Annotated in this window: 22 protein-coding genes and 1 pseudogene; 11 read left to right on the top strand and 12 right to left on the bottom strand. The window is 64.6% G+C overall.

Features of this window, described 5'->3' with window-relative positions; translation table 11 throughout:
- Nucleotides 1–19: 19 nt before the first annotated feature.
- Nucleotides 20–550 (bottom strand): methylated-DNA--[protein]-cysteine S-methyltransferase, encoded by a 531-nt coding sequence (locus tag XI08_RS45525; RefSeq protein WP_271579441.1) that lies wholly within the window; start codon nucleotides 548–550, stop codon nucleotides 20–22.
- Between the two features lie 38 nt (nucleotides 551–588).
- Between XI08_RS45525 and XI08_RS45530 the strand changes: the two genes are divergently transcribed.
- Together XI08_RS45530 and XI08_RS45535 are read left to right on the top strand one after the other, a co-directional pair.
- The gene (locus XI08_RS45530) at nucleotides 589–1,002 is read left to right on the top strand and encodes a DUF1304 domain-containing protein (RefSeq protein WP_271579442.1); all 414 of its coding nucleotides are present in this window, start codon (nucleotides 589–591) and stop codon (nucleotides 1,000–1,002) included.
- Nucleotides 1,003–1,163: 161 nt separating this feature from the next.
- Nucleotides 1,164–2,390 (top strand): ABC transporter substrate-binding protein, encoded by a 1,227-nt coding sequence (locus XI08_RS45535; RefSeq protein WP_271579443.1) that lies wholly within the window; start codon nucleotides 1,164–1,166, stop codon nucleotides 2,388–2,390.
- Nucleotides 2,391–2,684: 294 nt separating this feature from the next.
- Here the strand turns inward: XI08_RS45535 and XI08_RS45540 are convergent, their stop codons facing one another.
- Nucleotides 2,685–3,110 carry a DUF1330 domain-containing protein gene (locus XI08_RS45540; protein WP_271579444.1) on the bottom strand — a complete coding sequence of 142 codons (426 nt, stop codon included), beginning with the start codon at nucleotides 3,108–3,110 and terminating at the stop codon, nucleotides 2,685–2,687.
- Between the two features lie 180 nt (nucleotides 3,111–3,290).
- On the opposite strand from XI08_RS45540, the gene XI08_RS45545 reads away from it, so the two are divergent.
- A complete protein-coding gene (locus tag XI08_RS45545; protein ID WP_271579445.1) occupies nucleotides 3,291–5,504 on the top strand; it encodes a transglycosylase domain-containing protein in 2,214 nt (737 codons plus the stop codon).
- A 291-nt stretch (nucleotides 5,505–5,795) separates the two neighbouring features.
- Here the strand turns inward: XI08_RS45545 and XI08_RS45550 are convergent.
- The 5 genes and pseudogenes from XI08_RS45550 to XI08_RS45570 all read right to left on the bottom strand — a co-directional run.
- Nucleotides 5,796–6,023 (bottom strand): annotated as a pseudogene (locus XI08_RS45550) (IS481 family transposase); the annotation flags it as partial.
- 195 nt (nucleotides 6,024–6,218) lie between these two features.
- Nucleotides 6,219–7,058 (bottom strand): M48 family metallopeptidase, encoded by an 840-nt coding sequence (locus tag XI08_RS45555; RefSeq protein ID WP_271579446.1) that lies wholly within the window; start codon nucleotides 7,056–7,058, stop codon nucleotides 6,219–6,221.
- 311 nt (nucleotides 7,059–7,369) lie between these two features.
- The gene (locus XI08_RS45560; protein ID WP_027542137.1) at nucleotides 7,370–8,698 is read right to left on the bottom strand and encodes a polyhydroxyalkanoate depolymerase; all 1,329 of its coding nucleotides are present in this window, start codon (nucleotides 8,696–8,698) and stop codon (nucleotides 7,370–7,372) included.
- A 122-nt stretch (nucleotides 8,699–8,820) separates the two neighbouring features.
- Nucleotides 8,821–9,639 carry an ABC transporter permease gene (locus XI08_RS45565; protein WP_271579447.1) on the bottom strand — a complete coding sequence of 273 codons (819 nt, stop codon included), beginning with the start codon at nucleotides 9,637–9,639 and terminating at the stop codon, nucleotides 8,821–8,823.
- A gap of 109 nt (nucleotides 9,640–9,748) precedes the next feature.
- Nucleotides 9,749–10,552 (bottom strand): ABC transporter ATP-binding protein, encoded by an 804-nt coding sequence (locus tag XI08_RS45570; RefSeq protein ID WP_027542135.1) that lies wholly within the window; start codon nucleotides 10,550–10,552, stop codon nucleotides 9,749–9,751.
- Nucleotides 10,553–10,658: 106 nt separating this feature from the next.
- Here XI08_RS45570 and XI08_RS45575 point away from each other — a divergent pair, with 106 nt between their 5' ends.
- The gene (locus tag XI08_RS45575) at nucleotides 10,659–11,981 is read left to right on the top strand and encodes an ActS/PrrB/RegB family redox-sensitive histidine kinase (RefSeq protein WP_271579448.1); all 1,323 of its coding nucleotides are present in this window, start codon (nucleotides 10,659–10,661) and stop codon (nucleotides 11,979–11,981) included.
- A 103-nt stretch (nucleotides 11,982–12,084) separates the two neighbouring features.
- Nucleotides 12,085–12,639, top strand: a complete 555-nt coding sequence (locus XI08_RS45580; RefSeq protein ID WP_008141807.1) for an ActR/PrrA/RegA family redox response regulator transcription factor — start codon at nucleotides 12,085–12,087, stop codon at nucleotides 12,637–12,639.
- Between the two features lie 93 nt (nucleotides 12,640–12,732).
- Here the strand turns inward: XI08_RS45580 and XI08_RS45585 are convergent, their stop codons facing one another.
- Entirely contained in the window at nucleotides 12,733–13,224 is a 492-nt protein-coding gene (locus XI08_RS45585; protein WP_027542133.1) for an MmcB family DNA repair protein, read from the bottom strand.
- A gap of 296 nt (nucleotides 13,225–13,520) precedes the next feature.
- Here XI08_RS45585 and XI08_RS45590 point away from each other — a divergent pair, with 296 nt between their 5' ends.
- On the top strand, nucleotides 13,521–15,221 hold the full coding sequence (locus XI08_RS45590; protein ID WP_271579449.1) for an alpha-amylase family protein: 1,701 nt from the start codon (nucleotides 13,521–13,523) through the stop codon (nucleotides 15,219–15,221).
- A 171-nt stretch (nucleotides 15,222–15,392) separates the two neighbouring features.
- Here the strand turns inward: XI08_RS45590 and XI08_RS45595 are convergent, their stop codons facing one another.
- Nucleotides 15,393–16,994: an alpha-amylase family glycosyl hydrolase gene (locus XI08_RS45595; RefSeq protein ID WP_271579450.1), complete on the bottom strand. Its 1,602-nt coding sequence runs from the start codon at nucleotides 16,992–16,994 to the stop codon at nucleotides 15,393–15,395.
- Nucleotides 16,995–17,165: 171 nt separating this feature from the next.
- Between XI08_RS45595 and XI08_RS45600 the strand changes: the two genes are divergently transcribed.
- On the top strand, nucleotides 17,166–17,870 hold the full coding sequence (locus XI08_RS45600) for an MBL fold metallo-hydrolase (RefSeq protein ID WP_271579451.1): 705 nt from the start codon (nucleotides 17,166–17,168) through the stop codon (nucleotides 17,868–17,870).
- A 4-nt stretch (nucleotides 17,871–17,874) separates the two neighbouring features.
- On the opposite strand, the gene XI08_RS45605 is transcribed toward XI08_RS45600, so the two are convergent.
- Nucleotides 17,875–18,243 carry a winged helix-turn-helix transcriptional regulator gene (locus XI08_RS45605; RefSeq protein ID WP_271579452.1) on the bottom strand — a complete coding sequence of 123 codons (369 nt, stop codon included), beginning with the start codon at nucleotides 18,241–18,243 and terminating at the stop codon, nucleotides 17,875–17,877.
- Nucleotides 18,244–18,443: 200 nt separating this feature from the next.
- Here XI08_RS45605 and XI08_RS45610 point away from each other — a divergent pair, with 200 nt between their 5' ends.
- On the top strand, nucleotides 18,444–18,746 hold the full coding sequence (locus tag XI08_RS45610) for a hypothetical protein (protein WP_271579453.1): 303 nt from the start codon (nucleotides 18,444–18,446) through the stop codon (nucleotides 18,744–18,746).
- Between the two features lie 194 nt (nucleotides 18,747–18,940).
- Here XI08_RS45610 and XI08_RS45615 read toward each other — a convergent pair whose 3' ends face one another.
- Both XI08_RS45615 and XI08_RS45620 read right to left on the bottom strand, forming a co-directional pair.
- Nucleotides 18,941–20,116, bottom strand: a complete 1,176-nt coding sequence (locus tag XI08_RS45615) for an extracellular catalytic domain type 1 short-chain-length polyhydroxyalkanoate depolymerase (RefSeq protein ID WP_271579454.1) — start codon at nucleotides 20,114–20,116, stop codon at nucleotides 18,941–18,943.
- A gap of 129 nt (nucleotides 20,117–20,245) precedes the next feature.
- Nucleotides 20,246–21,658, bottom strand: a complete 1,413-nt coding sequence (locus XI08_RS45620; RefSeq protein WP_271579455.1) for an MFS transporter — start codon at nucleotides 21,656–21,658, stop codon at nucleotides 20,246–20,248.
- A 159-nt stretch (nucleotides 21,659–21,817) separates the two neighbouring features.
- Between XI08_RS45620 and sthA the strand changes: the two genes are divergently transcribed.
- The 3 genes from sthA to XI08_RS45635 all read left to right on the top strand — a co-directional run bounded on the left by sthA (nucleotide 21,818) and on the right by XI08_RS45635 (nucleotide 26,507).
- On the top strand, nucleotides 21,818–23,209 hold the full coding sequence (gene sthA / locus XI08_RS45625) for a Si-specific NAD(P)(+) transhydrogenase (protein ID WP_271579456.1): 1,392 nt from the start codon (nucleotides 21,818–21,820) through the stop codon (nucleotides 23,207–23,209).
- 444 nt (nucleotides 23,210–23,653) lie between these two features.
- Nucleotides 23,654–24,889 carry an LLM class flavin-dependent oxidoreductase gene (locus XI08_RS45630; RefSeq protein ID WP_271579457.1) on the top strand — a complete coding sequence of 412 codons (1,236 nt, stop codon included), beginning with the start codon at nucleotides 23,654–23,656 and terminating at the stop codon, nucleotides 24,887–24,889.
- 244 nt (nucleotides 24,890–25,133) lie between these two features.
- Nucleotides 25,134–26,507 carry a cytochrome P450 gene (locus tag XI08_RS45635; RefSeq protein WP_271579458.1) on the top strand — a complete coding sequence of 458 codons (1,374 nt, stop codon included), beginning with the start codon at nucleotides 25,134–25,136 and terminating at the stop codon, nucleotides 26,505–26,507.
- Nucleotides 26,508–26,534 lie beyond the last annotated feature (27 nt).

The raw sequence follows: 26,534 nt of genomic DNA on the forward strand, positions 1-26,534 counted from the left end.
GGTTGCGCGCTCTACGCCTTCAAACCTCCACCCCCTCATGGCGCAGCAGCCAGCGCTTGCGCTCCAGACCGCCGCCGTATTTCACCAGCGAGCCGTCGGCGCCGATCAGGCGATGACAGGGCAGCACGACGCTGATCGGGTTGGAGCCGTTGGCATGGCCGACGGCGCGAATGGCTTTGGGCATGTCGATCCTTGCGGCGAGCGCGCCGTAACTCATCGTGGTGCCGGCGGGGATCTTGGCAAGCGCGGTCCAGACCTTTTGCTGGAACGGTGTGCCGGCGATGCGCCATGCGATGGCCGAAAGCCTTCCGAGATCGCCGGCGAAGTAATCCGACAGCGCGGCCTTCATCGCTGCCGGCGCAGAGCGCTCGCTCAGATCCACCGCGCCGTAATGCAGGCGCAGCAGCTCGCGCATGCGGTGCTCGTAGTCGTCCCAGTCGAGCGCGCGCAGGGCGCCCTCGGCATCGGTGACGAGCAGTGCGGTTCCGATCGGCGTCGCCAGACGATCGAGGCCGAAACTCTCGGGCGGAGTTGCTGATCGACCGGCCATTGCGACACCATCAATTCGGAACAGGCGTCGCAATTGCCATGCCGGACGTGCTACCGTCCACCCGAAAGCTGACGCTGGGGGAGCTCAACTTGATCCTGATCGCCAATATCCTGGTGGCGCTGGTCGCCGCACTGCACGCCTACTTCCTGATCCTGGAGATGTTCCTCTGGGACAAGCCGCAGGGCTTGAAGGTCTTTCGCAATACGCCGGAGAAGGCCGCGATCACGAAGGTGATGGCTGCCAATCAGGGCCTCTATAACGGCTTCCTCGCCGCCGGCCTGATCTGGGGCTTGCTTCACGGCAACCCGGCCTTCGCATTCCAGATCAAGGCATTCTTCCTGCTCTGCGTGATCGTGGCCGGCGCCTATGGCGCGGCGACCGTCAGCACGCGCATCCTGATCGTGCAGGCGCTGCCGGCGGCCCTCGCACTGGTGGCATTGTTCCTGGCCTAGGACTGCTGGTTAACATCCTTGGCCTGAGACGCTACGGCGCAGCGCCGCGATCCTTGCGCGGCGGCGAACGTTCCTCCACACTCCGCGGCAGCGATGGCGACCGTTGCAATCAACGGAAAAAGACCGTCGACCGGATATTCCGTCAGGAGGAACAACCCAACATGAGCAATCGCAGAGCCTTCATAACTGCCACGGCGGCACTCGCCTTCGCGTTCTCCGCCAGCCAAGCCCTCGCACAGAAGAAATATGACACCGGTGCGAGCGACACCGAGATCAAGATCGGCCAGACCGTGCCGTTCTCCGGCGCCTACTCCGTCTATGCCAATATCGGCAAGACCCAGGCCGCCTACTTCAAGATGATCAATGATCAGGGCGGCATCAACGGCCGCAAGATCAATTTGATCCAGTACGACGACGCCTATTCGCCGCCGAAGACGGTCGAGCAGGTGCGCAAGCTCGTCGAAGGCGACGAAGTGCTGTTCACCTTCCAGATCATCGGCACGGCCGCGAACGCCGCCGTGCAAAAATATCTCAACGGCAAGAAGATCCCGCAGCTGCTGGCCTCGACCGGCGCCGCACGCTTCAACGATCCGCAGAACTATCCCTGGACCATCGCCTACAATCCCAACTACGTGTCCGAGGGACGCATCTACGCCAAGTACATTCTCGCCAATCACCCCAATGCCAAGATCGGCGTGCTCTACCAGAACGACGACATGGGCCGCGACTATCTCGCCGGCCTCAAGAGCGGCCTCGGCGACAAGGCCGCCGGCATGATCGTCGGCGAAGTGTCCTACGAGGTCACCGACCCGACCGTCGATTCGCAGGTGGTCAAGCTGAAGTCGCTCGGCGCCGATCTCTTCTACGATGCCTCGACGCCGAAGTTCGCGGCGCAGGCCATCAAGAAGGTGGCCGAGCTCGGCTGGACGCCGGTGCACATCCTCGACATCAATGCGAGTCCGATCTCGGCGACGCTGAAGCCGGCCGGCCTCGACATTTCCAAGGGCATCATCTCGACCCAATACGGCAAGGAGCCGAGTGACCCGCAGTGGAAGGACGATCCGGGCGTGAAGGCCTTCTTCGCCTTCATGGACAAGTATTTCCCCGAAGGCGACAAGCTCAACACGGTCAACACCTATGCTTATTCGGTCGCCGAGTTGCTGACGCAGGTGCTGAAACAGTGCGGCGACGACCTGTCGCGCGAGAACGTGATGAAGCAGGTCGCCAACATCAAGGACTTCACCCCGAGCTTCGCGTTGCCCGGCATCAAGATCAACACCGGACCGAACGATTATCGCGTCAACAAGCAGATGCAGATGATGAAGTTCAACGGCGAGCGCTGGGAGCTGTTCGGCCCGATCATCGAGGACAACGGCCCGGCGGGCTAGCGGTTGCTTGATTCTGAAACGCGATCGGCGGCCTGAGGGCCGCCGTTTTTTTTGGGCCGCACTGCGCGAATTGATCGCGAGCTCACATCCATGACCGTCACCCTGAGGTGGCCGCTTCTTCAGCGGCCCTCGAAGGGCGACGGCCCGGCTGGTGGTCGCGTAGAGACATCGGGGCCGTGCATCCTTCGAGGCTCGCCCCACGATGCATTCGCATCGTAGGTCTCGCACCTCCAGCGACAACGGCTTCGCCGTTGCGCGGGGATGACGGGGAGAGGGACCGCCGCCTTGTGGCGTCTACTTCGGTATCTCCCCAAAGTTCTTCCCCACCGGCAGCACCGCGTGGCGGATCAGCCGCGAATCCTCCACGGCGGCCTGACGGTGCTTCACCGCCTCGCGGTAGACGGGATCGCGGATCATCTCGACGAAGGCGGCGACGCTCGGGTATTCGGCGATGAAGCAATGGTCCCAGCGCTCTTCCTGCGGGCCGATCAGCATCAGCTCGAACCTGCCCTGCCAGACGATGCGGCCGCCGAGGCGTTCGAACACCGGGCCGCTCTCGCGGCCATAGGCCGCATAGGCCTCCGCGCCGCTCGCCTTGCGGCCGTCCGGATAGGCGGCGTCTTTGCGCAAGCGCACCAGATTGAGCATCTGGATCGGGCCCGGACGGTCGTTGTCCCGGAATTGCGCAAAAATCTCCTTGGTCGGATCGATGTGGCCCATAGGTACTCCCTCGCGTGTTCCCTCTTGTTTTGTGGCGGCGATCCTAGCTTCACCGTCCGATGAGCGGAACTGCGGCGGGCGAATGCCGCACCTCCTAATCGCGCGTTAACGTCCGGGTAACCGGGCCTTAAACAGCGACCGCTAGCGTGCGGCGGGGCGGACTGACCGGGCGTTTTGCGTATGGCGTGGGGAAAGAAAAAGGGTGGGCGGAAGGAGCCGCTGTTCGGCTTGCCCGCGGCGCTCGCCGACCTGCGCCTGACCGCGGCCGACCGCGTCCCGGGCGGCGAGGACAAGCCGAAGAAGTCTGCGAAATCATCCGCCAAGAGCAAAACTGAGGATTCTACCGACGAGCCGCCGCGCGAGCGGAAGGCATCGGCCGGCCGCAGCGGCGCCAAGCGCCGGTCGAAGTCGCGCATCGGCGCCAGCCTTGGGCGCCTGGTCTATTGGGGCGCGGTGCTGGGCCTGTGGGGCGCGATCGCCGTGATCGGCGTCGTGGTCTGGGTGGGCGCCCATCTGCCGCCGATCCAGTCGCTGGAGATTCCCAAGCGTCCGCCGACGATCCAGATCGTCGGCATCGACGGCAGCATGCTGGCGCAGCGCGGCGAGATGGCCGGCGCCAATATCGCGCTGAAGGATCTGCCGCCGTACCTGCCCAAGGCCTTCATCGCCATCGAGGACCGCCGCTTCTATTCGCATTTCGGCATCGATCCCGTCGGCATCCTGCGCGCCCTCGTCACCAACGTGCTCCATCGCGGCGTGTCGCAGGGCGGCTCGACGCTGACGCAGCAGCTCGCGAAGAACCTGTTCCTGACCCAGGAGCGCACCATGCAGCGCAAGCTGCAGGAGGCGGAGCTCGCGATCTGGCTGGAGCGCAAGCATTCCAAGAACGAGATCCTGGAGCTCTATCTCAACCGCGTCTATTTCGGCTCGGGCGCCTACGGCGTCGAGGCCGCCGCGCAGCGCTATTTCGGCAAGTCGGCGAAGAACGTCACCATCGCAGAAGCCGCGATGCTGGCCGGCCTCGTCAAATCGCCCTCGCGGCTCGCGCCGAACCGGAACCCGGAAGGCGCGGAAGCGCGCGCGCAGATCGTGCTCACGGCGATGGCGGATGCAAAATTCATCACCGAAGCGCAGGCGCAGGCCTCGATCGGCCATCCCTCATACAACGTGAAGCCGGTCGGTGCCGGCACGGTCAATTACGTCGCCGACTGGATCGGCGAGGTGCTGGACGACCTCGTCGGCCAGATCGACGAGAGCATCAAGGTCGAGACCACGATCGATCCGAAGCTGCAGGGCGTGGCGGAAGCCGCCATCATCGACGAGCTCGCGGCCAAGAGCGTGAAGTTCAATGTCAGCCAGGGCGCGCTGGTGGCGATGACGCCCGACGGCGCCGTGCGCGCCTTGGTCGGCGGGCGGAACTATTCCGAGAGCCAGTACAACCGCGCGGTCACCGCCAAGCGCCAGCCGGGCTCCTCGTTCAAGCCATTCGTGTACCTGACCGCGCTCGAGCAGGGCCTGACGCCCGACACCGTGCGCCAGGACGCGCCGATCGAGGTCAAGGGCTGGAGACCTGAGAACTACACCCATGAATATTTCGGGGCGGTGACGCTGACCCAGGCGCTGGCGATGTCGCTCAACACGGTCGCGATCCGCCTCGGCCTCGAGGTCGGGCCGAAGAACGTGGTGCGCACCGCGCACCGGCTCGGCATCTCCTCCAAGCTGGAGCCCAACGCCTCGATCGCGCTCGGCACGTCCGAGGTCTCGGTCGTGGAGCTGGTCGGCGCCTATGCGCCGTTCGCCAATGGCGGCTTCACGGTGACGCCGCATGTCGTCACGCGGATCAGGACGCTCAGTGGCAAGCTGCTCTACATGCGCCAGGCGGACGAGCGCAACCAGGTGATCGACCCGCGCTATGTCGGCATGATGAACACGATGATGCGGGAGACGCTGATATCAGGCACCGCCAAGAAGGCGGAGATCCCGGGCTGGCCGGCGGCCGGCAAGACCGGCACCAGCCAGGATTACCGCGACGCCTGGTTCATCGGCTACACCGCCAACCTCGTCACCGGCGTCTGGCTCGGCAATGACGACAACTCGCCGACCAAGAAGGCCACCGGCGGCGGCCTGCCGGTGGAAGTCTGGTCGCGCTTCATGCGCACCGCGCACGAGGGCGTGCAGGTGGCGAACCTACCAAGTTCGCCGGGTGGCTGGGGTCTGTCGAACCTCGCGCAGGCGGCATCGCAAGTGTCGCCTCCGACAGCTGCCGCGCCCGGACCCGCACCGGCGAACAATGGCGGCTATCGCCCGCCCCCCACGCGCGCCAATGCGCGGCCGGAAGCCGCCGCAGGACTCGACGGCTGGCTGATGGACCGGCTGTTTGGCGGGAACCGATAGGTTCGTCGTGAGGTCGCCATGGCCTCAAAACAAAAACTGCGAAAACAACCCCATGCACAGTAGAGCGCGACGTCCGGCGTGACGCGCGGTGGATTGTGCGAAGCGCTTGATGAGACGTGGCAAATCGAGCGAACCGCGCATCGTCGCGACGTGCGGCGAGAATCGAGCGAGACGCGAGGAAGTCGCCGCATTCTCAACTGTCATTCCCCGCGAAAGCGGGGAATCGAGTACGCCGCGGCTTCTAGGTTCAATCACCGCCGTCTCTGGAATACTGGATCGCCCCCCTTCTGTTTAGTCCGGAGACATGGCTGACACCTGTTCGGACACATCACTGACAGGTTGGCCGCAGCTCAAGTCGATTGATGCGACCTGCCAGCTTGCGAAGAAGATGCCGTAATGGCCGTCATGATCCAAAGGTCGGATGGCGAGATCTTCGCGCGCGAAGGCTTGCGGAATTCTCCAGAAGCGTCCCTTGAAGGAGAGGTAGGGTCTTGTCGATGAGACCCTGCGCACGATCTCGCGTCACGCACGCAGCCGGGGATGAGCGCGGATATCAGCGCGTGAGCGGAGTGCGCGCCTCATTCTCCGCTGTCATTCCCCGCGAAGGCGGGGAATCCAGTACTCCGAGACATCGAGATTTATAATGGCGGCCGCGGCGTACTGGATCGCCCGCCTTCGCGGGCGATGACACCCCTTGCTGTGCCAACAGCGGCTCTAATCCTCGACCCCGTACCGGTGCAGGTCATTGCCGTGCGTGTCGAGCCACTTCTTGGCGCGCTCCATCGAGGGGCAGACCTTGCCGCAGACGCGCCAGAACCGCGCCGAGTGGTTCATCTCGACGAGATGAGCGACCTCATGGGCGGCGAGATAGTCGAGCACGAAGGGCGGCGCGAGGATCAGGCGCCAGGAGAACGACAGCGAGCCCGCCGAGGTGCAGGAGCCCCAGCGGCTGGACTGGTCGCGGATCGACAGCCGCTTGACCCTGACGCCGAGCTCGCCGGCATAGGCTTCGGCCGAACGCTGGAGATCGTGGCGCGCCTCGCGCTTGAGGAAGTCATGGACGCGGCGGTCGGCATGTTCGGCCCCGCCGGCGACGCAGAGAATGCGTTCACCGCTGTCGCGCACCTCGGTCCACACCGTGCCGCGCGCACCGGCGCGATGAACGATGCGATGGGAAACGCCGCGAAGCGGTATCACTGTGCCAGGCTGGAACGGCGCGGCCTTCGGCAAACGCCCGAGACGTGCCGCTATCCATGCACCGTGACGCTGTGCGAAGTCCTTGGCTTCCGCGAGCGTGCCGCGCGGCGGCATGGTGAGGATGGCTTCGCGATCGCTCGGATGAATTCTGAGCGTGTAACGGCGCGCGCGTCTGTGCCGACGCAGCCGAATCGCAAAAAACTGCGATCCATGGGTGATGACGAGGGTCTTTGGCTCGTGGGGCCGCCGATAGAGGAGTGCGCGAGTGGCCATGTCTGTGAGTCCGGGGAGCAGGAGTTCGCCCGGATTCTGCCATAACCGCCGCCAGGGAAAGCGCTCGGCGCAAAAACAAATCATTTGCCCAATATACAGGGGTCTGGCGTCCGGGAGACCCTACAGACTGGGGTTGGAACCCGCTTTTTTCGCCCCCGCTGGATGCATGCGACACCCCCAAGGGGTGAGGGGGGACTCACTCCTATAAGGCTACCTAAATACCGCGAATCTGGACGGCAACAGGCCCTGCCGGAACCTCCGGCAGCACCCGAATTTTCGACGGGAAAGCCGAAATACGCGCCCAGAGCCGTTCCGATCGAATCGGAACGGCTCTGGATTCCTGTTTTGACGCGTTTTCTTTACGCGAACCGGTCGCCACTTCGCTCGAAAACGCTCTATTCGGCTGCGAGAGCCTGCAACGAGCTCGGATTCGCTGCGGAGACCATGAAGTCGTGAATCCGCGGCACGATTTCCGACTTGAAACGCGAGCCGTTGAACACGCCGTAATGTCCGACGCCCTTCTGGACGTAATGAACGCGGCGATGATCGGGGATCGAGCTGCACAATGTGTGCGTTGCTTCGGTCTGACCGAGACCGGAGATGTCGTCGTTCTCGCCTTCGACCGTCATCAACGCCACACGCTTGACCTTGGAGGGATCGACGCGGGTTCCACGATGGGTCATCTCGCCCTTCGGCAGCGCGTGCTTCACGAACACGGTGTCGACCGTCTGCAGGTAATACTCGGCGGAGAGGTCCATCACCGCGAGATATTCGTCATAGAACTCACGATGCTTGTCGACGAGATCGCCGTCGCCCTTCACCAGATGGGCGAAGAGCTGCTTGTGGGCATCCATGTGCCGGTCGAGATTCATGCTGATGAAGCCGTTGAGCTGCAAGAACCCCGGATAGACGTCGCGCATCATGCCCGGATGCGGGAACGGCACCTTGGTGATGACGTGGTTGCGGAACCAGTCGATGCCGCGCTGCTGGGCGAGGTCGTTCACGCCGGTCGGATTGCGGCGGGTGTCGATCGGGCCGCCCATCAGCGTCATCGAGGTCGGCACGAACGGATTGCGCTGCGCCTCCATGATCGAGACGGCGGCGACGACGGGCACCGAGGGCTGGCACACCGCCATGACATGGGTGTTGCCGCCGAGAACGTGCAGCATCTCGATGACGTAGTCGATGTAGTCGTCGAGATCGAAGCGGCCCTCGCTGAGCGGCACCATGCGGGCATCGGCCCAGTCGGTGATGTAGACCTCATGCGCGGGCAGGAAGGCCTCGACCGTGCCGCGCAGCAGCGTCGCATAGTGGCCGGACATCGGGGCTACGATCAGCACGCGGGGCTGCGGGCTGCGCAGCGGACGGGTGAACTTGCGATCGAAATAGAGCAGCCGGCAGAACGGCTTTTCCCAGACCGAACGGATCTCGACGGGGACGCGGATGCCGTTGACCTCGGTGTCGTTGAGGCCCCATTCCGGCTTGCCGTAACGGCGCGTGGTGCGCTCGAACAATTCGCAGGCCGCTGCGACCGACTTGCCGACCTCGGTGCGCGCCCAGGGATTGAGGGGATTCTGAAACAGGAGCTTGGTCGCGTCGGTGACCGCGCGTGCCGGATTGAGAGAGGCGTGCGCCATCTCGTACATCCAGTACATCGGCGTCGTCAGAACCGGACTGCCTTCTGCAGCCAGGGGCGGCGCGCCGCCAAACTCACCAATAGGCATCGCTATATCCCTCTTCGCATCGCAGCATACTGCCGAATGCGTAATATTGCGTCAATGCATCGTCCCCGTACATCTACGTAGCGGGGACGGTTAAATCAGCCTGAATCCACGGGAAAGTGAAACTATTCGCCGGCGGACAGCAGCGAGCCGTTCTTCCTGGCGCTGCGCAAAAGGGCAAGGAATGCCCCAAAAGATGCAACCAGAAGGCCTGCATTGATGACCAGCGCCTCCAGCATGAGGTCGGTGCGGAAGGTGTTCTCGATCAGCAGCGCGCGCATCCCCTCGAACACGTAGGTCGGCGGCAGCACCCAGGCGACGACTTGCAGCCAGGCCGGCAGCACGCTGACCGGATAGTAGATGCAGGCGAGCGGCATGATCGCGAACATCAGGGTCCAGACGATGCTCTCGGCGCCGAGACCGTTTCGCAGCACGAGGCCCGAGACGAAGATGCCGACCGACCAGCTGGTGAAGATCAGATTGCAGAAGAACGCGATCAGCGGCAGGCCGAGGCTGTAGACGTTGAAGTGGAACAGGAACAGCGCGAGCAGCGTCATCGGGATCACGCCGATCGCGAGCCGGATCAGGCTCATGATCATCAGCGACAGCAGAAACTCGATCGGCCTCAAGGGGCTCATCATGAGGTTGCCGAGGTTGCGCGCCCACATCTCCTCCAGGAAGGAGATGGAGAAGCCGAGCTGTCCCCGGAACAGGATGTCCCAGAGGATGACGGCGCCGATCAGCGTGCCGCCGGCGCGCGCGAAGAAATTGGCGTTTTGCGCGATGTAGAGCTGGAGGAAGCCCCAGGTGATGACCTGGAGCGCCGGCCAGTAGAGCAGCTCGAGCAGCCGCGGCCAGGACGACATCAACAGGTACCAATAGCGCAGGATCATCGCGCCGATGCGCTGCATGGAGATGCCGCGGTGAAGGGAGATCTCGCTCATCGGCGCACCGCGTAGCCCGGATGAGCGAAGCGACATCCGGGATTTTGCTGGCGGCGTTCCCGGGTATCGCTCCGCTCACCCGGGCTACGGCCGAAATATATGGGCTTGCTCATCGCGCCGCCTCCTGAGCTCCGTTCACCCGGCCGCGGGCGACGTCCAGAAACACCTCCTCCAGCGTGGTGCGGTTGTAGCGGGCCATGATGGCCTCGGGCGTGTCGTCGTCCTCGATGCGGCCGCGCTTCATGATGATGACGCGGTCGCAGAGACGCTCGACCTCGAGCATGTTGTGCGAGGCCAAGAGAATGGTGGCGTTGTTCTCCTTGCGATAGCGCTCCAGATGGGCTCGCACCCAATCGGCGGTGTCAGGGTCGAGCGAAGCCGTCGGCTCGTCCAGGAGGAGCAGCTCGGGCTGGTTGATCAGCGCCTTCGCCAGCGCGACGCGGGTCTTCTGGCCGGCGGAGAGCTTGCCGTTGGCGCGGTCGATGAATTCGGTGAGGTCGAGATCGTCGGCGAGCCTGGCGATGCGGCCCGCGAGATTCTTCACCGCATAGAGCTTGCCGAAGATGGTGAGGTTCTGACGCACCGTGAGCCGCATCGGCATGTCGACATAGGGGCTCTCGAAATTCATCCGGCCCAGCACGGAAGCGCTCTCCTCGGGCATCCTGTGACCGAGCACCTGCACGCGGCCGGAGGTCGGCAGCACCAGGCCCATGATCATCGCGATGGTCGTGGTCTTGCCGGCACCGTTGCCGCCCAAGAGCCCGGTGATGCTGCCGCGCGGCAGCGAAAAGGAGATGTCGTCGACGGCGCGGGTCTGCTTGTAGACCTTGACGAGGTGATCGACCGCAATTGCCGCAGAGGAGCTGCGCTCCGCGACAGTCGGCGGACTTGAAGCTTTGTCGTTCCCGGTCATGCTGGGCCGTTCTTCTGCTATTGCAGCTGACAGCGCAAGGCTTGTAATCCGGGTGGTTCCACCAGCCGCGCGTTTGTGACCAGAAGGCACCGCCACATTGGCCGACATGACCGAAATTGCCGCTTCCGACTTTCGTCCCGCGCAGCGGCATATCCGCCTGGACACCATCCTGCGGCTGCGCTGGCTCGCGGTGCTCGGCCAGCTCGCCGCGATCTTCATCGTGGCGCAGGGGCTGGAGTTCAACGTCGAGATCGTCCCCTGCGTCAGCATCATCGCCCTGTCGGCCGCGCTCAATCTGGGACTCCAGGCCGTCTCCAATCCGCTGCAGCGGCTGGAGCCGATGCAGGCGGCCGGACTGCTCGCGCTGAACATCGTGGAGCTGGCCGGACTCTTGTTCTTCACCGGTGGGCTCCAGAACCCGTTCTCGTTCCTGTTCCTCGCGCCGGTGCTGATCTCGGCGACCGCGCTGCCGGCCCGCTTCACCTTCGGACTTGGCGTGCTGGCGGTCGCCTGCGCCTCGGTGCTGTTCTTCTACCACCTGCCGCTGCCGTGGGATTCCGACGATCCGCTGGTGCTGCCGCCGATCTATCTCGTCGGCGTCTGGCTCTCGATCGTGCTCGCGATCGGGGTCACCAGCCTCTACTCGTTCCAGGTGACCGAGGAGGCGCGCAAGCTCGCGGATGCGCTGGCCGCGACCGAGCTGGTGCTGACGCGCGAGCAGCATCTGACCCAGCTCGACGGCCTCGCCGCCGCCGCCGCGCACGAGCTCGGCACGCCGCTTGCGACCATCTTCCTGATCTCGCGCGAGCTGGAAAAGACGGTGAAGGACCCGAGCTTTGCCGCCGATCTGAAAACCCTGCGCGAGCAGACCCAGCGTTGCCGCGACATCCTCAGCAAGATCACCCAGCTCTCCTCCACCGGTGCGCCGTTCGACCGCATGAAGCTGTCGGAGCTGATCGAGGAGGTGGTGGCCCCGCATCGCGATTTCGGCGTCGACATCAAGGTGAGGATCGCGGTGGCCGCCTTCGCCGAGCCGGTCGGCTCGCGCAACCCGGCGATCCTCTACGGCGTCGGCAACATCGTCGAGAACGCAGTCGATTTCGCCCGCACCACCGCCGAGGTTAACGCCTGGTGGAACAAGGACACGATCGAGCTCCTGATCTCCGACGACGGCCCCGGCATTCCGCCCGATATCCTCAACCGGATCGGCGAGCCCTATCTGTCGCGGCGGCGCACCCAGGATGATGCCGGTGGCGAACGGCGCGGGCTCGGATTGGGCGTGTTCATCGCGCGCACCCTGCTCGAACGCACCGGCGCCAAGGTCTCGTTTACCAACCGGATCTTCCCGGAACACGGAGCGGTGGTCCAGATCACGTGGCCGCGACAGCGTTTTGAGGCTATCGAGACGCTTGAAGAAACAATAGGATAGGGCGCGACCTTGCGTCGCACAGAGGGCCCGATCGACCATTGGCGGCCTTGGCGCCGGCCGATTGCGAGGCCATATGTGGACGCGCAGGAGAGAGGACCAAACCTTGAACGCAATCGCCGAACTGAACGAACAGACCGACCGCTCGCTTCTCATCGTGGAGGACGACAAGCCGTTTCTGGAGCGGCTGTCGCGCGCCATGGAGACCCGCGGGTTCGCGGTGACGTCGTGTGACACCGTCTCGGACGGTCTTGCGCAGATCGGCAAGGCGGCGCCGGCCTTCGCGGTGGTCGACTTGCGCCTCGGCGACGGCAACGGCCTCGACGTGGTCTCGGCGCTGAAGAAGAAGCGCCCGGATGCACGCGCGATCGTGCTGACCGGCTATGGCAACATCGCCACCGCGGTGACCGCGGTGAAGATGGGCGCGATCGATTATCTCTCCAAGCCCGCGGATGCCGACGACGTCGTCGCCGCGCTGCTGTCGACCAGCGCAGAGAAATCCGAGCTGCCGACCAACCCGATGTCCGCCGACCGCGTCCGCTGGGAACACATCCAGCGCATCTACGAGATGTGCAACCGCAACGTCTCGGAAACGGCGCGGCGGCTGAACATGCACCGCCGCACGTTGCAGCGGATTTTGGCCAAGCGCGCGCCGAGGTAACGGTTTCGTAGGGTGGATTAGCCGAAGGCGTAATCCACCTTTTCTCGTGCGGCAGAAGTGGTGGGTTACGCTACGCTAACCCACCCTACGCATTCACTCCCAGAAATCCGCGTGCCCCTGCGGATCGACCAGCCGGTTGATCCGCAGCGCCGCCGCCATCGCAAAGCGCACCGTCATCTGCTTGCGCGTGGCGGCCGCGATCTTGTGCTCGGGCGCCTCGCAATGCAGGTGCGCGCCGTAGGCGTCGGCGATGATCAGGCCGGTGTCCTGCGGAAAGATCTCGCACGGCAGGTCCTGCGTGAAGGCGAAGAACAGCCGGTCGCAATGGGCGCGATACTCGTGCCATTTCTGATCGGCGCGCAGATCCTCCACCGACGACTTGATCTCGACGATCCAGATCTCGCCGCGCTCGTTCAGCGCCACCAGATCGGCGCGCCGGCCCGAGGGCAGCGGCAATTCGCTGATGCAGGAGAAACCAAGCGAGCGCAGCAGCCGCGCCGTGCCGCGCGCGATCGCGAGCGCGGTCTCGGATTGACGGCGGTCCGGCGGCGGCACGAGGGCGATGTTGCGGGCACTGTTGTCCATGGAGGGAGTTTAGCCGATTCCGTTCCACCCGTCATTCCGCGGCGCGCCACTTGGGGCGAGCTGTAGCCTCACTCTCCGCCGTCGTCCCGGCGCAGGCCGGACCCATACCCACAGGGAGGAGTTTGACGAAGACTTATAGTGGGCCATTTCGCGCTACGAATACCGCGCTCCATTGATAGATCACGCGGTATGGGTCTCGGCCTTCGCCGGGACGACGGTGGCGCGGGAACCTCCCCCTGCCCTCGCACTTATCACGCAGCCGCCGCACCTCGGCGGAGCATCGAGGCTGCTCGCGCATGATCGACGATCTCTGGTACAAGAACGGCGTGATCTACTGCCTCTCGGTCGGCACCTACATGGATGCCGACGGCGACGGCGTCGGTGATTTCAAGGGCCTGCTGCGGCGGCTCGACTATCTGCACGGCCTCGGCATCACCACGATCTGGCTGATGCCGTTCCAGACTTCGCCGGGCCGCGACGACGGCTACGACATCGCCGATTATTACAGCGTCGATTCCCGCTACGGCACGCTCGGCGACTTCGTCGAGTTCGCCCATGGCTGCAAGCAGCGCGGCATCCGCATCATCATCGACCTCGTCGTCAACCACACCTCGGACCAGCATCACTGGTTCAAGGAAGCGCGGCGCGACAGGAATTCGCCCTATCGCGACTGGTATGTCTGGTCCGACACGAAGCCGGCCAATGCCAACAAGGGGATGGTGTTTCCCGGCGTGCAGAAATCGACCTGGACGCGCGACAAGGACGCCGGCGCCTGGTATTTTCATCGCTTCTACGATTTCCAGCCCGACCTCAACACCTCGAACCCGCACGTGCAGGCCGAGATCCTGAAGATCATGGGCTTCTGGATCCAGCTCGGCGTCTCCGGCTTCCGCATGGACGCCGTGCCCTTCGTGATCGCGACCAAGGGCGCCAAGGTGAAGAAGCCGGTCGAGCAATACGACATGCTGCGCGCGTTCCGCGAGTTCCTGCAATGGCGCCGGGGCGACGCCATCATCCTCGCCGAGGCCAATGTGCTGCCGGAAACCGACATGGACTATTTCGGCCGCGACGGCGACCGCATGCACATGATGTTCAACTTCCACGTCAACCAGCATCTGTTCTATGCGCTGGCATCCGGCGACTCGCGTCCGCTGGCAAAAGCGCTGAAGGCGACCAAGCCGCGGCCAGCCTCGGCGCAATGGGGCCTGTTCCTGCGCAATCACGACGAGCTCGATCTCGGGCGATTGACCCCGGCGCAGCGCGACACCGTGTTCAAAAGCTTCGGCCCCGACAAGGACATGCAGCTCTACGACCGCGGCATCCGCCGCCGCCTCGCGCCGATGCTGGGCGGCGACCGCAGGCGGCTCGAGCTTGCCTACAGCCTGATGTGCACACTGCCGGGAACGCCCGTGATCCGCTATGGCGACGAGATCGGGATGGGCGACGATCTCTCATTGCCGGAGCGCAATTGCGCGCGCACGCCGATGCAATGGTCGACCGAGCCGTATGGCGGCTTCACCAAGAACGACAGACCGGCGTGTCCCGTCATCGACAAGGGCCCTTACGGCTTTCCGCACGTCAACGTCGCCAAGCAGCGGCGCGATGCCAATTCCATGCTGAACTGGACCGAACGCATCGTCCGCATGCGCAAGGAGGTGCCGGAGATCGGCTGGGGCGATTTCGCCATCATTGCGACGCGCGATCCCGCCGTCTTCATCATGCGCTACGACTGGCGCAACAATTCCGTGCTGTTCGTGCACAATCTCGATGAGAAGCCGCGCGAGATCGCGTTTTCAACGGGGTTGCCCGATGATGCCGGCGCGCACCTGATCAATCTGCTCGCGGAAGACCACAGCCACGCCGACAAGCGCGGCCAGCACCGCGTCGTGCTGGAGCCCTATGGCTATCGCTGGTACCGGGTCGGCGGGCTGGACTATCTCTTGAAGCGCAGTGATATCGACGAGACCACGGTGCGAGGGAACAAGCATCCGGGATGACGTGGCCGCGCGCACCACTGTCGCCACACCCTCCGCCGTCGTCCCCGCGAAGGCGGGGACCCATAACCACAGGGAAGAGTGTGGCGCGAACTGGTAACTCCGAGTCTTCGCAAAACCGCTCCCTGTGGCTATGGGTCCCGGGCTCGCGCTTCGCGCGCCCCGGGACGACGATTAGGCGGGCGGCACGACCACCACCCCCTCATTGCCGCGCAAATCCAGCACCCCTTCCAGCCGCTCGCCCTCACGATCCAGAAACGTCGACAGCAGGATCTCGCTGCCGAAGCGGATCGCGCTGGTGGTGACGGCGATCGAGTCGGGACCGAGATTGAGCGCCACGATCACCGCCCTGCCCTCGGCCTCGCGGCGGTAGATCAAGAGATCGCCCTGCGCCGCGATCGGACGATAGCTGCCCGCCAACAGGGGCGGGCTGCTCTTTCGCAGCACGATGAGCCGCTTGTACAGGCTGAGGATCGAGCGCGTATCGGCTTCGAGATTGACGACGTTCTCGTGGATATGATCCTCGGGCAGCGGCAGCCACGGCCGGACGTCCGAGAAGCCGGCGAAGTTCGAGGAATCCCACTGCATCGGCGTGCGGCAGCCGTCGCGGCCGACGCCGATGCCGGGCACGTTCTTCTCGAAGGGATCGCGCACGTCCTCGGGCGTGATCGCGAGCTGATGCATGCCGATCTCGTCGCCGTAGTAGAGCGTCGGCGTGCCGCGCAATGTCAGCATCAGCATGGCGGCGACGCGGGCCTGCTCCGGCCCGACGCGGCTTGCGACGCGCGGACGGTCGTGATTGCCGAGCACCCAGTTCGGCCAGGCGCCTTTCGGCAGCGCCTTCTCGTAATCGTCGATGATCTTCTCGATCGAGCGCGCGCTCCAGAAGGTCGAGAGCAGCGCGAAGTTGAACGGCATCTGCGCGCCGGTGAGATCGTTGCCGTAATAGGCCATCAGCCGGTGCAGCGGCAGATAGATCTCGCCGATCAGCACGCGGGCGCGATACGCATCGGTGACGCGCCGCATCTCGGCGATGACGTCATGCACCTCCGGCTGGTCGGTGGAATATTGCGTCATGATCTTTTCGTGCGCCGGCCGGCCCTCGACATAATGCGGGTTCGGCGGATTGTCGCGGAACTCGGCGTCCTTGATCAGGTGCCAGATCACGTCGACGCGAAAGCCGTCGACGCCCTTCTCAAGCCAGAACCGCATCACGTCGTAGATCGCGGCGCGGACATCCGGGTTGCGCCAGTTGAGGTCCGGCTGCTGGGCGAGGAAGGCGTGGTAGTAATATTGACTTGTCGTCTCGTCGAACTGCCACGCGCTGCCGCCGAACTCGGACACCCAGTTGTTCGGCACGCCGCCATCGGGCGCCGGATCGCGCCAGACGTACCAGTCACGCCTGGGATTGTCGCGCGAGGACCGGCTCTCGACAAACCAGGGATGCTGGTCCGAGGTGTGGTTGGGCACGAGGTCGAGGATCAGCTTCAGACCGTTCTCGTGCGCGGCAGTGAGCAGCGCGTCGAAATCCGCCATCGTGCCGAACAGCGGATCGATGCCGGTATAGTCGGAGATGTCGTAGCCGAAATCGGCCATCGGCGAAGAGAAGATCGGCGACAGCCAGATCGCGTCGACGCCGAGCGACTTCACATAAGGCAGCCGCCGCAAGATGCCGGCGAGATCGCCGACGCCGTCACCGTCGCTGTCCTGAAACGAGCGCGGATAGACCTGATAGAAGATGCCGTCGCGCCACCAATTCACCTCGCCCTGTGCCATGTCGGAGAACCCACCCGAAAACTGCCTCGCGCGAGAGAACGCGGAAGCAACGCCCCCGGTTCAAACCAGCAGGCGAATTGGGACGGCCGTGTGACCGCCGAGGCGGCCGTTCCGGGGCTGGGCCACGAATCTTTTGCTTGGCGGCATGGCAAAAATCGGCATTGTGGCGCCATGACCGAGCAAAATGACACCCAAGGATCCTCGCAAGAGTCCTCGCAAGGATCCTCGCAAGCCAAGGCCGGCGCGATCATCGTCCCCGTGACGCTGTTCGAGCAGAACTGCACCATCATCTGGGACGAGCCCGGCAAGAAGGCCGTGGTGATCGATCCCGGCGGCGACGTGCCGAAGATTTTGGACGCGATCAAGCAGACCGGCGTCACCGTGGAGAAGATCTGGCTGACCCACGGCCATATCGACCATGTCGGCGGCGCCGCGGAGTTACGCGATGCGCTGAAGGTGCCGATCGAGGGACCGCATGCGGCCGACAAGTTCCTGCTCGACAATGTGGTGGAGAGCGGCGCGCGCTTCGGCATGACCGGCGTGCGCAATTTCGCGCCGGACCGCTGGTTAGAGGAGGGCGACACCGTGTCGATCGGCGGCTTGCAGTTCGACATTCTGCACTGCCCCGGCCATTCGCCCGGCAGCGTGGTGTTCTTCAACAAGGAATTACGATTTGCCCATGTCGGCGACGTGCTGTTCGCAGGCTCGGTCGGCCGCACCGACCTGCCCGGCGGCAGTCACGCGACACTGATCGACTCGATTCTGGCCAAGCTGCTGCCGCTCGGCGATGACGTCGGCTTCATCTGCGGCCACGGCGCCGGCTCGAGCATCGGCCAGGAGCGGATGACCAATCCGTTCATCACCGGCGAGATGTGAGCGCTTATTCCGCGGCGTCTGCGAGGGCCGCGCGTTCACTCAGGTTACGGTCGCCCCAGTCGCGGATCGCGGCGACCACAGGCACGAAACTCTTACCCTTGCGGGTGAGGCGATACTCGACCTTCGGCGGCACCTCGCCGAAATCCTTGCGGTCGATCAGGCCGCTTTGCGTCAGCGCCTTCAATTCGCGGCTGAGCACGCGCGGGGTGATCTCCGCGCTGCCGGCCCTGCCGCGCAACAGGCCGGTCCTGATCTCGCCATAGCGGCGCGGACCGTTCTTGAGGTCCCAGACGATGCGCAGCTTGTACTTGCCGCTGATCATTTTCTGAAAGGCCGCGATCGGGCAGGTGCGCGCCGGAATTACCTTTGCCATGTGGTCTCCTCCATGCGCGGCCAGACCATTCTTTTTTGACGCGTTTTCTTCACGCGAACCGGCATCCACTTCGTTCGAAAACGCTATGCGACAAGGATAGGAGCGACGGCGAAAAAGTCCATACTATCAATTTTGTCCATACTTGCAGGATCGCACGTAAGGCGCAGATGATGACGCACATGACGAACAGGGAGCGTCACATGAAGCACTTCATGATCCGATACGAATTCAGGAACGGCACCACGGAGGCCTGGCACCAGGAGATCAGCCGTTTCATCAAGGCGATCGACGGCGATCCGGAGCTCAAGGGACGGATCGGCTATCGTGTCCTCAAGAACCGCGACGACGGCAGCTATTTCCACCTCGCCAGCGCCACCGACGATGCCGCGCAAAAAGCGCTGCAATCGCGCGACTTCTTTAGGGCCTATCAGGAGATGACGCGGCAGGTCGCCGGCGGCGAGGTGACGGTAGCGCCGATCGAGTGGGTCGATCAGACGGCGTAGCCTTTGCAGGAGTGATGCGACGGCGTCGCCACGAATTCCGCTCGTCCCGGCCTAGTGCGCAATTGCGCACGGGGGGCCGGGACCCATAACCCCAGGCCGCAGTTTGGCGAGGATTGGTCGTTCGGGATTGGCACCATCCGCGATCGATAGACCTCGCGGTATGGGTCCCGGCCTTCGCCGGGACGACTGCGGAGCTACTTCATCAACCCCGCGGCGGTCAGCGCGCGCGTGATGATCTGGCCGAGGTCGAAGCCGCGGGCGTCCTCGCGCTTCGGCTCGGCCGGTTCGGCAACAGCAGCGCGGATCGAGCGGGCCAGATGCGGCGCGGGCGTCAGCGCCGGCTTCGGCGTTGCAGGCTTTGCCTCCGCCTTCTTCTTCGCCGCGTCCGGAATCCAGCCGGTCAGGCCGAAGAACTTTGCGATGTGATAGGACGAGGAGATGCCGGCCTCGATCAGGAACGCGCCCTCGACGCCATAGCGCTGGTCGTTGTCGGCTAGCCCGAGCGGCGTGCCATGCGCCATGTCGGTGATGGCGTAGGACTCGACCAGCGTCTCGCCGTCCTTGTTCCACCAGGCCTGGCGCGGATAGCCGTCGACATTGGTCTCGGCCATCGGCACGTCTGGCAGGTCATGCAGATCGAGCCACTGCTTGACGATCTCGTTGGCATTGCCGGGATTGACGGTGCGGTCGGCACTGCCGTGCCACACCGACATCTTCGGCCAGGGGCCGCGATAATCGGAAGCGTTGCGCACGAGATCGCCGAGCTCGCGCGCGGGACGGGCCGGCGAATGGAACATGCCGTCCAACGCCTCGCGCAAATTCGAGGCGATGCCATAAGGCAGGCCTGCGATCACCGCGCCGGCCGCGAAGACTTCCGGATAGGTCGCGAGCATCACCGACGTCATGCCGCCGCCGGCGGAGAGGCCGGTGATGAAGACGCGCCGGGAATCGATGCGGTGCGTCTTGACCATATGCGCGATCATCTCGCGGATCGAGCGCGCCTCGCCGCTGTCGCGCGCGGTATCTTCCGGATTGAACCAGTTGAAGCAGGTGTTGCCGTTGTTGACGCGCTGCTGCTCGGGCATCAACAGCGCGAAGCCGTAGTGCCGTGCGAGCGTCGACCAGCCCGCGCCGAGATCGTAAGCAGCTGCGGTCTGTCCGCAGCCATGCAGCACCACGACGAGCGCGCGCGGCATCTGCAACTGCGCCGGCGCGAATGCGAACATGCGAAGATTGCCGGGATTGTCGCCGAAGTCCGTGACTTCCTCCAACGGACTGGACGCATCCGCGCTGCGGCCGAAGTCGGCAAAGCGCAGACCGTCCATCTTGGGCAGACGTCTTAAGAGCTCGACATTTCTGGTTAACGACACGGCAACTCCTGGTGGGCGACTTCCAACGTCAACCCAAACCAGATAGTTGCTGCAGTGCGAAATGAAAAGTGTGTGTGCTGTCAATTACCGGAAATTCATGGGGAATCCGCACACATTCACCGCAATGCCTCAACTTCGTGCAGATGCGCGGCGCATCCACGCCAGAAATGCGGCGCAGATCATGATTAATGTCACAAACAGCGCGAGCGAGACGAGAAATCCTGCGCGCGGTGATTGCAGAGCTTCGATCGCGAAGAACAATGCGCCGATCGCGGCCACTCCGGCCGCATTTCCTATCTGCGCAATGGTGCCGTACATGCCGGACGCCGAGCCTGCGGCGACGGGCTTCACGGTCGAGAGCACCGCGCTGGACAGCGGCGCCATCACCAGGCCCTGACCGTAGCCGAAGATGATCATCGTGAGCGCAAGCCCGATCGGCGTCGGCGCGTCGACATAGACTGCGACAAGCGCAAGCGCGGCGAGACCGGCGATCTGAAGCGCGCATCCCTCGATCAACACCTTGGTGCCGCGATGGCGCGCCCGCGCGCCGCTGTGACGCGAGGCCACGACGAAGGCGAGCGCGAGCGGAACGAAGGCCATGCCGGCTTCGAGCGGCGGGATCTTCAGGCCGCGCTGCATGAACAGCGTCATGACGAGGTAGAACGAGAGATTGGCAAGGAAGAAAAAGAACGCGGCGCCGAGACCGCGCAGGAACGCCGCATCCGCCAGCAGCGTGAGATCAATCAGCGGCATGCCGCCGGCGCGCCCGACCGCGTGCTCGAGCTTCAGGAACGCCGCGAGGATCACAGCGCCGATCGCCATCACCGCCCACAGCCACGGCGCCCAGCCGACATCGTGGCCGAACAGCAGCGGCCCGATCAGGCACAGCAACCCTGCGAACAGCACTACACTGCCCTTGATGTCGAGCTTGGTACCGGCCCGGCGCGGCACCGACGGCATGATGCGCCAGGCGGCAACCGCGATGAGGAGGCCACAGGGCACGTTGACGAAGAACACCGAGCGCCAGCCGGTGCCGGCGAGATCGAGCGTGACGAGAAGCCCGCCGAGCAGGAAGCCCGCGGCGCCCGCAAGCCCGAGCACGATGCCGTAGACGGCGAAGGCGCGGTTGCGCTGGCCGTCGGTGAACAACAGATGCAGCGTCGCCAGCACCTGCGGCACCATCAGCGCGGCGGTGGCGCCCTGCGCCAGTCGCGCGATGATCAGCTCCGCGCCTGATTGCGCCAGCCCGCACCACAGCGAGGTCAGGGTGAAGCCGAGCACGCCGGCCAGGAACACGTTCTTGGTGCCGTGGATGTCGCCGAGGCGGCCGCCGGTGACGACCAGCGTGGCATAGGCGATCAGATAGATCGCGATGACGGATTCGATCTGCGCCGGCGTTGCCTGCAGATCGACGGCGATGGTCGGAATGGCGACGTTGACGACGAAGGCGTCGACGCCGAACATGAACTGGGCAGCGACGACGATGGAGAGAACCCACCAGCGGCGCGACGAATCGATCTGCTTTGTGACGGTTTGATGCATCGGCGCGCGGCCCTTCGGGAATTTATTTACGCGCGATGCTCCCAGATCGGCGTCATCCGCGCGATTACCTCCGAGGTAGGACTTGCCGCCTTCTTGCCGCTTTGGCCCGATTGCTGCATATCGGTTCCCGCTGGTCCCGTGGGGTTCGGAAGTCTTCCGATGTACGACTACGACATGGTGGTGATCGGCTCGGGCCCGTCGGGGCGCCGGGCCGCGGTGCAATGCGCCAAGCTCGGCAAGGCCGTGCTGGTGGTGGAGAAGGGCCGGCGGGTCGGCGGCGTCTCTGTCCACACCGGCACCATTCCCTCCAAGACCCTGCGCGAGACCGTGCTCAATTTGTCCGGCTGGCGCGAGCGCGGCTTCTACGGCCGCTCCTACCGGGTGAAGCAGGACATCGCGGCCAGCGACCTGATGACCCGGTTGCAGAAGACGCTCGACCACGAGGTCGAGGTTCTCGAGCATCAGTTCAGCCGCAACCTGGTGCGCACCGCCAACGGCGAGGCGCGCTTCGTCGCGCCGCATCAGGTCGAGATCACGAGCGCGATCGGCGAGGTCAAGGTGGTGTCGGCCGCCTTCATCCTGATCGCCTGCGGCACGCGCCCGTTCCGGCCCGACTACGTGCCGTTCGACGGCACCACCGTGCTCGACAGCGACGAGATCATCGAGCTGCCGAAGCTGCCGCGCAGCCTTGCCGTGATCGGCGCCGGCGTGATCGGCGTCGAATATGCCACCATCTTCAGCGCACTCGACGTGCCCGTGACCCTGATCGAGCCGCGGCCGACCTTCCTCGATTTCATCGACAAGGAATTGATCGACGAGTTCATGCACGAGCTGCGCGACCGCAACGTCGCGCTGCGACTCGGCGCCAAGGTCAACGCGATCGAGAAGAATGCGCAGGGCAACATCGTCACGCATTTGTCGGACGGGCGGCACGTCACCACGGAAATGCTGCTGTTCGCAGCGGGGCGCGTCGGCGCCACCGACCGCCTCAACCTCGAGGCCGCCGGCATCGCGGTTGACCATCGCGGGCGCATCACGGTCGATCCCGTGACGTTGCAGACCAGCGTGCCGCACATCTACGCGGCCGGCGACGTCATCGGCTTTCCGAGCCTGGCCTCGACCTCGATGGAGCAGGGCCGCGTCGCGGCCTGCCACGCGCTCGGCATGGAGCCGTTGGCGCCGCCGGAGTTCTTTCCCTACGGCATCTATTCGGTGCCGGAGATCTCGACCGCCGGCCTCACCGAGGAAGAGGTGCGCACGCGCGGCATTCCTTACGAGGTCGGCATCGCCCGCTTCCGCGAGACCTCGCGCGGCCACATTATGGGGCTGAACAGCGGCATGATGAAGATGATCTTCTCCACCAAGACGCGTCGCCTGCTCGGCGTGCACATCCTCGGCGAAGGCGCCACCGAGCTGATTCATATCGGCCAGGCCGTGCTCAACCTCAAAGGCGGCATCGATTATTTCATCCAGAACACATTCAACTACCCGACGCTGGCGGAGGCATACAAGATCGCCGGCCTCGATGCGTGGAACAGGATGACGCGGTGATTGTCCTTCACCTCTCCCCGCCTGCGGGGAGAGGTCGGAATTCAAACGCAGTTTGAATTCCGGGTGAGGGGGAGCCTCCGCGAGTCGATTGTCCACTGGAACGACCCCTCTCGACACGTCATTGCGAGCGTAGCGAAGCAATCCAGAATCCCTCCGCGGAACGACTCTGGATTGCTTCGCTGCGCTCGCAATGACGGCGTGGGGCCATCTCGAAAAACCCAATGACCTCCGTCCCCGCGGAGACTCCCCCTCACCCCGACCCTCTCCCCGCATCCGCCTTCGCCAAGGCTCTGGCGGACAAGAGCGGGGGGAGAAGAGGCATCTCGCCTCACTTCATCGCATGCCTGCATTCCGCCGCGCGGGACATCGCGCGATTGCGTTCGTGCCGTCAGGCAACTAGCCTCACCGTCTCAACAAACAGAAAATTCAGCCGGAGAGAACGCCATGGCGCGCCTGAAGTTCGGAGCCTTTCTTGCCCCGCATCACCCGATCGGGGAGCATCCGATGCTCCAGTTCCGGCGCGATCTCGACCTCGTCGAGCAGCTGGATAGCCTCGGCTATGACGAGTTCTGGTGCGGCGAGCATCATTCCTCCGGCTGGGAGATGATCGCCTCGCCTGAGATGTTCCTGGCCGCGGCCGGCGAGCGCACCAAGCGGATCAAGCTCGGCACCGGCGTGGTGTCGCTGCCCTATCACCATCCCTTCAACGTCGCCCAGCGCATGGTGCAGCTCGATCACATGACCGGCGGCCGCGCCATCTTCGGCTCCGGGCCCGGTGCGCTTGCCTCCGACGCGCACACGCTCGGCATCGACCCGATGACGCAGCGCGACCGCCAGGACGAGGCGATCGGCGTGATCCGCCGCCTGTTCAACGGCGAGCGCGTCACCGCCAGGAGCGACTGGTTCACCATGAACGACGCCGCGCTTCAGCTCCTGCCCTTGCAGGAAGAAATGCCGTTCGTGGTGGCCTCGCAGATCTCGCCCTCCGGCATGACGCTCGCCGGCAAATACGGCATCGGCATCATCTCGCTGGGCTCGATGACGACGCAGGGCCTGATGTCGCTGCAGCAGCAATGGCAGTTCGCCGAGGATGCCGCGAAGAAGCACGGCACCAAGGTCAACCGCGCCGACTGGCGCGTGCTCCTGACCTGGCACGTCGCCGAGACCCGCGAGCAGGCCCGCCGAGAGGCCGGCGCCGGGCTGATGCGCTGGCACAACGAATATAATGTCGGCACGTTGCAGCGGCCGGGCCTCACCGCGTTCGCCTCGCCCGACGAGGCCGTGGACAAGACCGCCTTCGTCGAAGGCGCCGCCTCCGTCATCGGCACGCCGGACGATCTCGTGAAAATGATCAAGAACGTGATGCAGGTCTCCGGGGGCGTCGGCGCCGTGATCGGCTTCGTGCACGACTGGGCCAACCCGGAGAACACGCGCCGGAGCTGGGACCTGGTCGCGCGCTACGTGGTGCCGGAGATCAACGGCTATATCGATGGTCTCCGCAGGTCGCAAAAATTCGTGATCGAGAATCGCGCGATCTTCGAGCGCGCGGGGCAGGCCGTGATGGCCAAGATCATGGAGAACGAGAAGGCTGCCGAAGCGCTGAAGGTCACCGGTCCCGGCCGCGTCGCCATTCCCGCCGTCAACGCCCCGGATTTGCAGAAGGAAGCGGCGAAGCGGTAGGCCGCACTTGCCGTCCCGGCCTAGTGCGCAATTGCGCACGGGGGGCCGGGACCCATAACCACGACTGTTGGTGGCGCGAACACTCCCACTCCGAGTCTTCGCAAAACTGCCTGCTGTGGGTATGGGTCCCGGCCTTCGCCGGGACGACGACAGTGTGCCGGGCGACTTGCACACAGGACGACTGGCACGTCATCGTATCAGTATTGTGCTATGCTGATCCGGTCAGCCAACCGGAGCAATCGTCATGTCGATGCAGAATGTGGCCCCCGCGCTCGGCTTCACCGCGCCCAGGCGCAACGAGCTGACGCACATCCCCGGCGACGAGGGCTGGCCGATCATCGGCAAGACCTTCCAGGTGCTGGCCGACCCCAAGGGGCATATCGAGGCGAACGGCGCCAAATACGGCCCGGTCTACCGCACCCATGTTTTCGGCGAGACCAATGTCGTGCTGCTCGGACCCGAAGCGAACGAGCTCGTGATGTTCGACCAGCAAAAGCTGTTCTCGTCGACGCACGGCTGGAACAAGGTGCTCGGCCTGCTGTTTCCGCGCGGATTGATGCTGCTCGATTTCGACGAGCACCGGCTGCACCGCAAGGCGCTGTCGGTCGCGTTCAAGTCCGGGCCGATGAAATCCTATCTCGGCGATCTCGACCGCGGCATCTCCGCGCGCGTCGCGCAGTGGAAGGCCGGGCCCGGCGAGATGCAGCTTTATCCGGCGATGAAGCAGCTCACGCTCGATCTCGCCGCCGCGTCCTTCCTCGGCGCCGACATCGGGCCGGAGGTCGACGAGATCAACCGTGCCTTCGTCGACATGGTCGCGGCCGCCGTCGCTCCGATCCGCCGCCCCCTGCCCGGCACGCAGATGGCGCGCGGTGTCGCGGGCCGCAAGCGCATCGTCGCCTATTTCCGCCAGCAGATTCCGCTCCGCCGCGGCAATCACGGCGGCGATGATCTGTTCTCGCAGCTCTGCCGCGCCACCCATGAGGACGGCGCCCTGCTGTCCGAGCAGGACATCATCGACCACATGAGCTTTTTGATGATGGCGGCGCACGACACGCTGACCTCGTCGCTGACCTCCTTCATCGGCGAGCTTGCCGCCAACCCGGACTGGCAGGACAGGCTGCGCGCGGAGGTTCTCGCGCTCGGTCTTGCCCCGGGCGCGCCCAGCAGCTTCGACGATCTCGAAAAGATGCCGCTATCCGAAATGGCGTTCAAGGAAGCGCTGCGGATCAAGCCGCCGGTGCCGTCGATGCCGCGCCGCGCGATGCGCGATTTCACCTTCAAGGGCTTCAGGATTCCCGCCGGCACCGCGGTCGGCGTCAATCCGCTCTATACGCATCACATGAAGGACATCTGGCCGGAGCCGGACCGCTTCGATCCGCTGCGCTTCACCGAGGAGGCCCAGCGCAACCGCCACCGCTTCGCCTGGGTGCCGTTCGGCGGCGGCGCGCATATGTGCCTCGGCCTGCACTTCGCCTACATGCAGGCCAAATGCTTCGCGCGGCACTTCCTCCAGAACATCGAGGTGTCGCTGGAGCCGGGCTACAAGCCGGACTGGCAGATGTGGCCGATCCCGAAGCCGCGGGACGGCTTGCGGGTGCGGGTGAAGGCGGTGTGATGACAAACACCGTCATTCCGGGGGCGA

It is taken from the genome of Bradyrhizobium sp. CCBAU 11361 (assembly GCF_028128935.1).
Classification (GTDB): domain Bacteria; phylum Pseudomonadota; class Alphaproteobacteria; order Rhizobiales; family Xanthobacteraceae; genus Bradyrhizobium; species Bradyrhizobium niftali.

Excerpts from the sequence above, each read along its gene's own strand:
- XI08_RS45560 (WP_027542137.1), bottom strand. The coding sequence starts at position 8,698 with ATGCCTATTGGTGAGTTTGGCGGCGCGCCGCCCCTGGCTGCAGAAGGC.
- XI08_RS45590 (WP_271579449.1), top strand. The coding sequence starts at position 13,521 with ATGATCGACGATCTCTGGTACAAGAACGGCGTGATCTACTGCCTCTCG.
- XI08_RS45595 (WP_271579450.1), bottom strand. The coding sequence starts at position 16,994 with ATGGCACAGGGCGAGGTGAATTGGTGGCGCGACGGCATCTTCTATCAG.
- XI08_RS45535 (WP_271579443.1), top strand. The coding sequence starts at position 1,164 with ATGAGCAATCGCAGAGCCTTCATAACTGCCACGGCGGCACTCGCCTTC.
- XI08_RS45575 (WP_271579448.1), top strand. The coding sequence starts at position 10,659 with ATGACCGAAATTGCCGCTTCCGACTTTCGTCCCGCGCAGCGGCATATC.
- sthA (WP_271579456.1), top strand. The coding sequence starts at position 21,818 with ATGTACGACTACGACATGGTGGTGATCGGCTCGGGCCCGTCGGGGCGC.
- XI08_RS45565 (WP_271579447.1), bottom strand. The coding sequence starts at position 9,639 with ATGAGCGAGATCTCCCTTCACCGCGGCATCTCCATGCAGCGCATCGGC.
- XI08_RS45585 (WP_027542133.1), bottom strand. The coding sequence starts at position 13,224 with ATGGACAACAGTGCCCGCAACATCGCCCTCGTGCCGCCGCCGGACCGC.
- XI08_RS45600 (WP_271579451.1), top strand. The coding sequence starts at position 17,166 with ATGACCGAGCAAAATGACACCCAAGGATCCTCGCAAGAGTCCTCGCAA.
- XI08_RS45525 (WP_271579441.1), bottom strand. The coding sequence starts at position 550 with ATGGCCGGTCGATCAGCAACTCCGCCCGAGAGTTTCGGCCTCGATCGT.
- XI08_RS45635 (WP_271579458.1), top strand. The coding sequence starts at position 25,134 with ATGTCGATGCAGAATGTGGCCCCCGCGCTCGGCTTCACCGCGCCCAGG.
- XI08_RS45570 (WP_027542135.1), bottom strand. The coding sequence starts at position 10,552 with ATGACCGGGAACGACAAAGCTTCAAGTCCGCCGACTGTCGCGGAGCGC.
- XI08_RS45630 (WP_271579457.1), top strand. The coding sequence starts at position 23,654 with ATGGCGCGCCTGAAGTTCGGAGCCTTTCTTGCCCCGCATCACCCGATC.
- XI08_RS45620 (WP_271579455.1), bottom strand. The coding sequence starts at position 21,658 with ATGCATCAAACCGTCACAAAGCAGATCGATTCGTCGCGCCGCTGGTGG.
- XI08_RS45530 (WP_271579442.1), top strand. The coding sequence starts at position 589 with ATGCCGGACGTGCTACCGTCCACCCGAAAGCTGACGCTGGGGGAGCTC.
- XI08_RS45545 (WP_271579445.1), top strand. The coding sequence starts at position 3,291 with ATGGCGTGGGGAAAGAAAAAGGGTGGGCGGAAGGAGCCGCTGTTCGGC.
- XI08_RS45555 (WP_271579446.1), bottom strand. The coding sequence starts at position 7,058 with ATGATTTGTTTTTGCGCCGAGCGCTTTCCCTGGCGGCGGTTATGGCAG.
- XI08_RS45610 (WP_271579453.1), top strand. The coding sequence starts at position 18,444 with ATGAAGCACTTCATGATCCGATACGAATTCAGGAACGGCACCACGGAG.
- XI08_RS45605 (WP_271579452.1), bottom strand. The coding sequence starts at position 18,243 with ATGGCAAAGGTAATTCCGGCGCGCACCTGCCCGATCGCGGCCTTTCAG.
- XI08_RS45540 (WP_271579444.1), bottom strand. The coding sequence starts at position 3,110 with ATGGGCCACATCGATCCGACCAAGGAGATTTTTGCGCAATTCCGGGAC.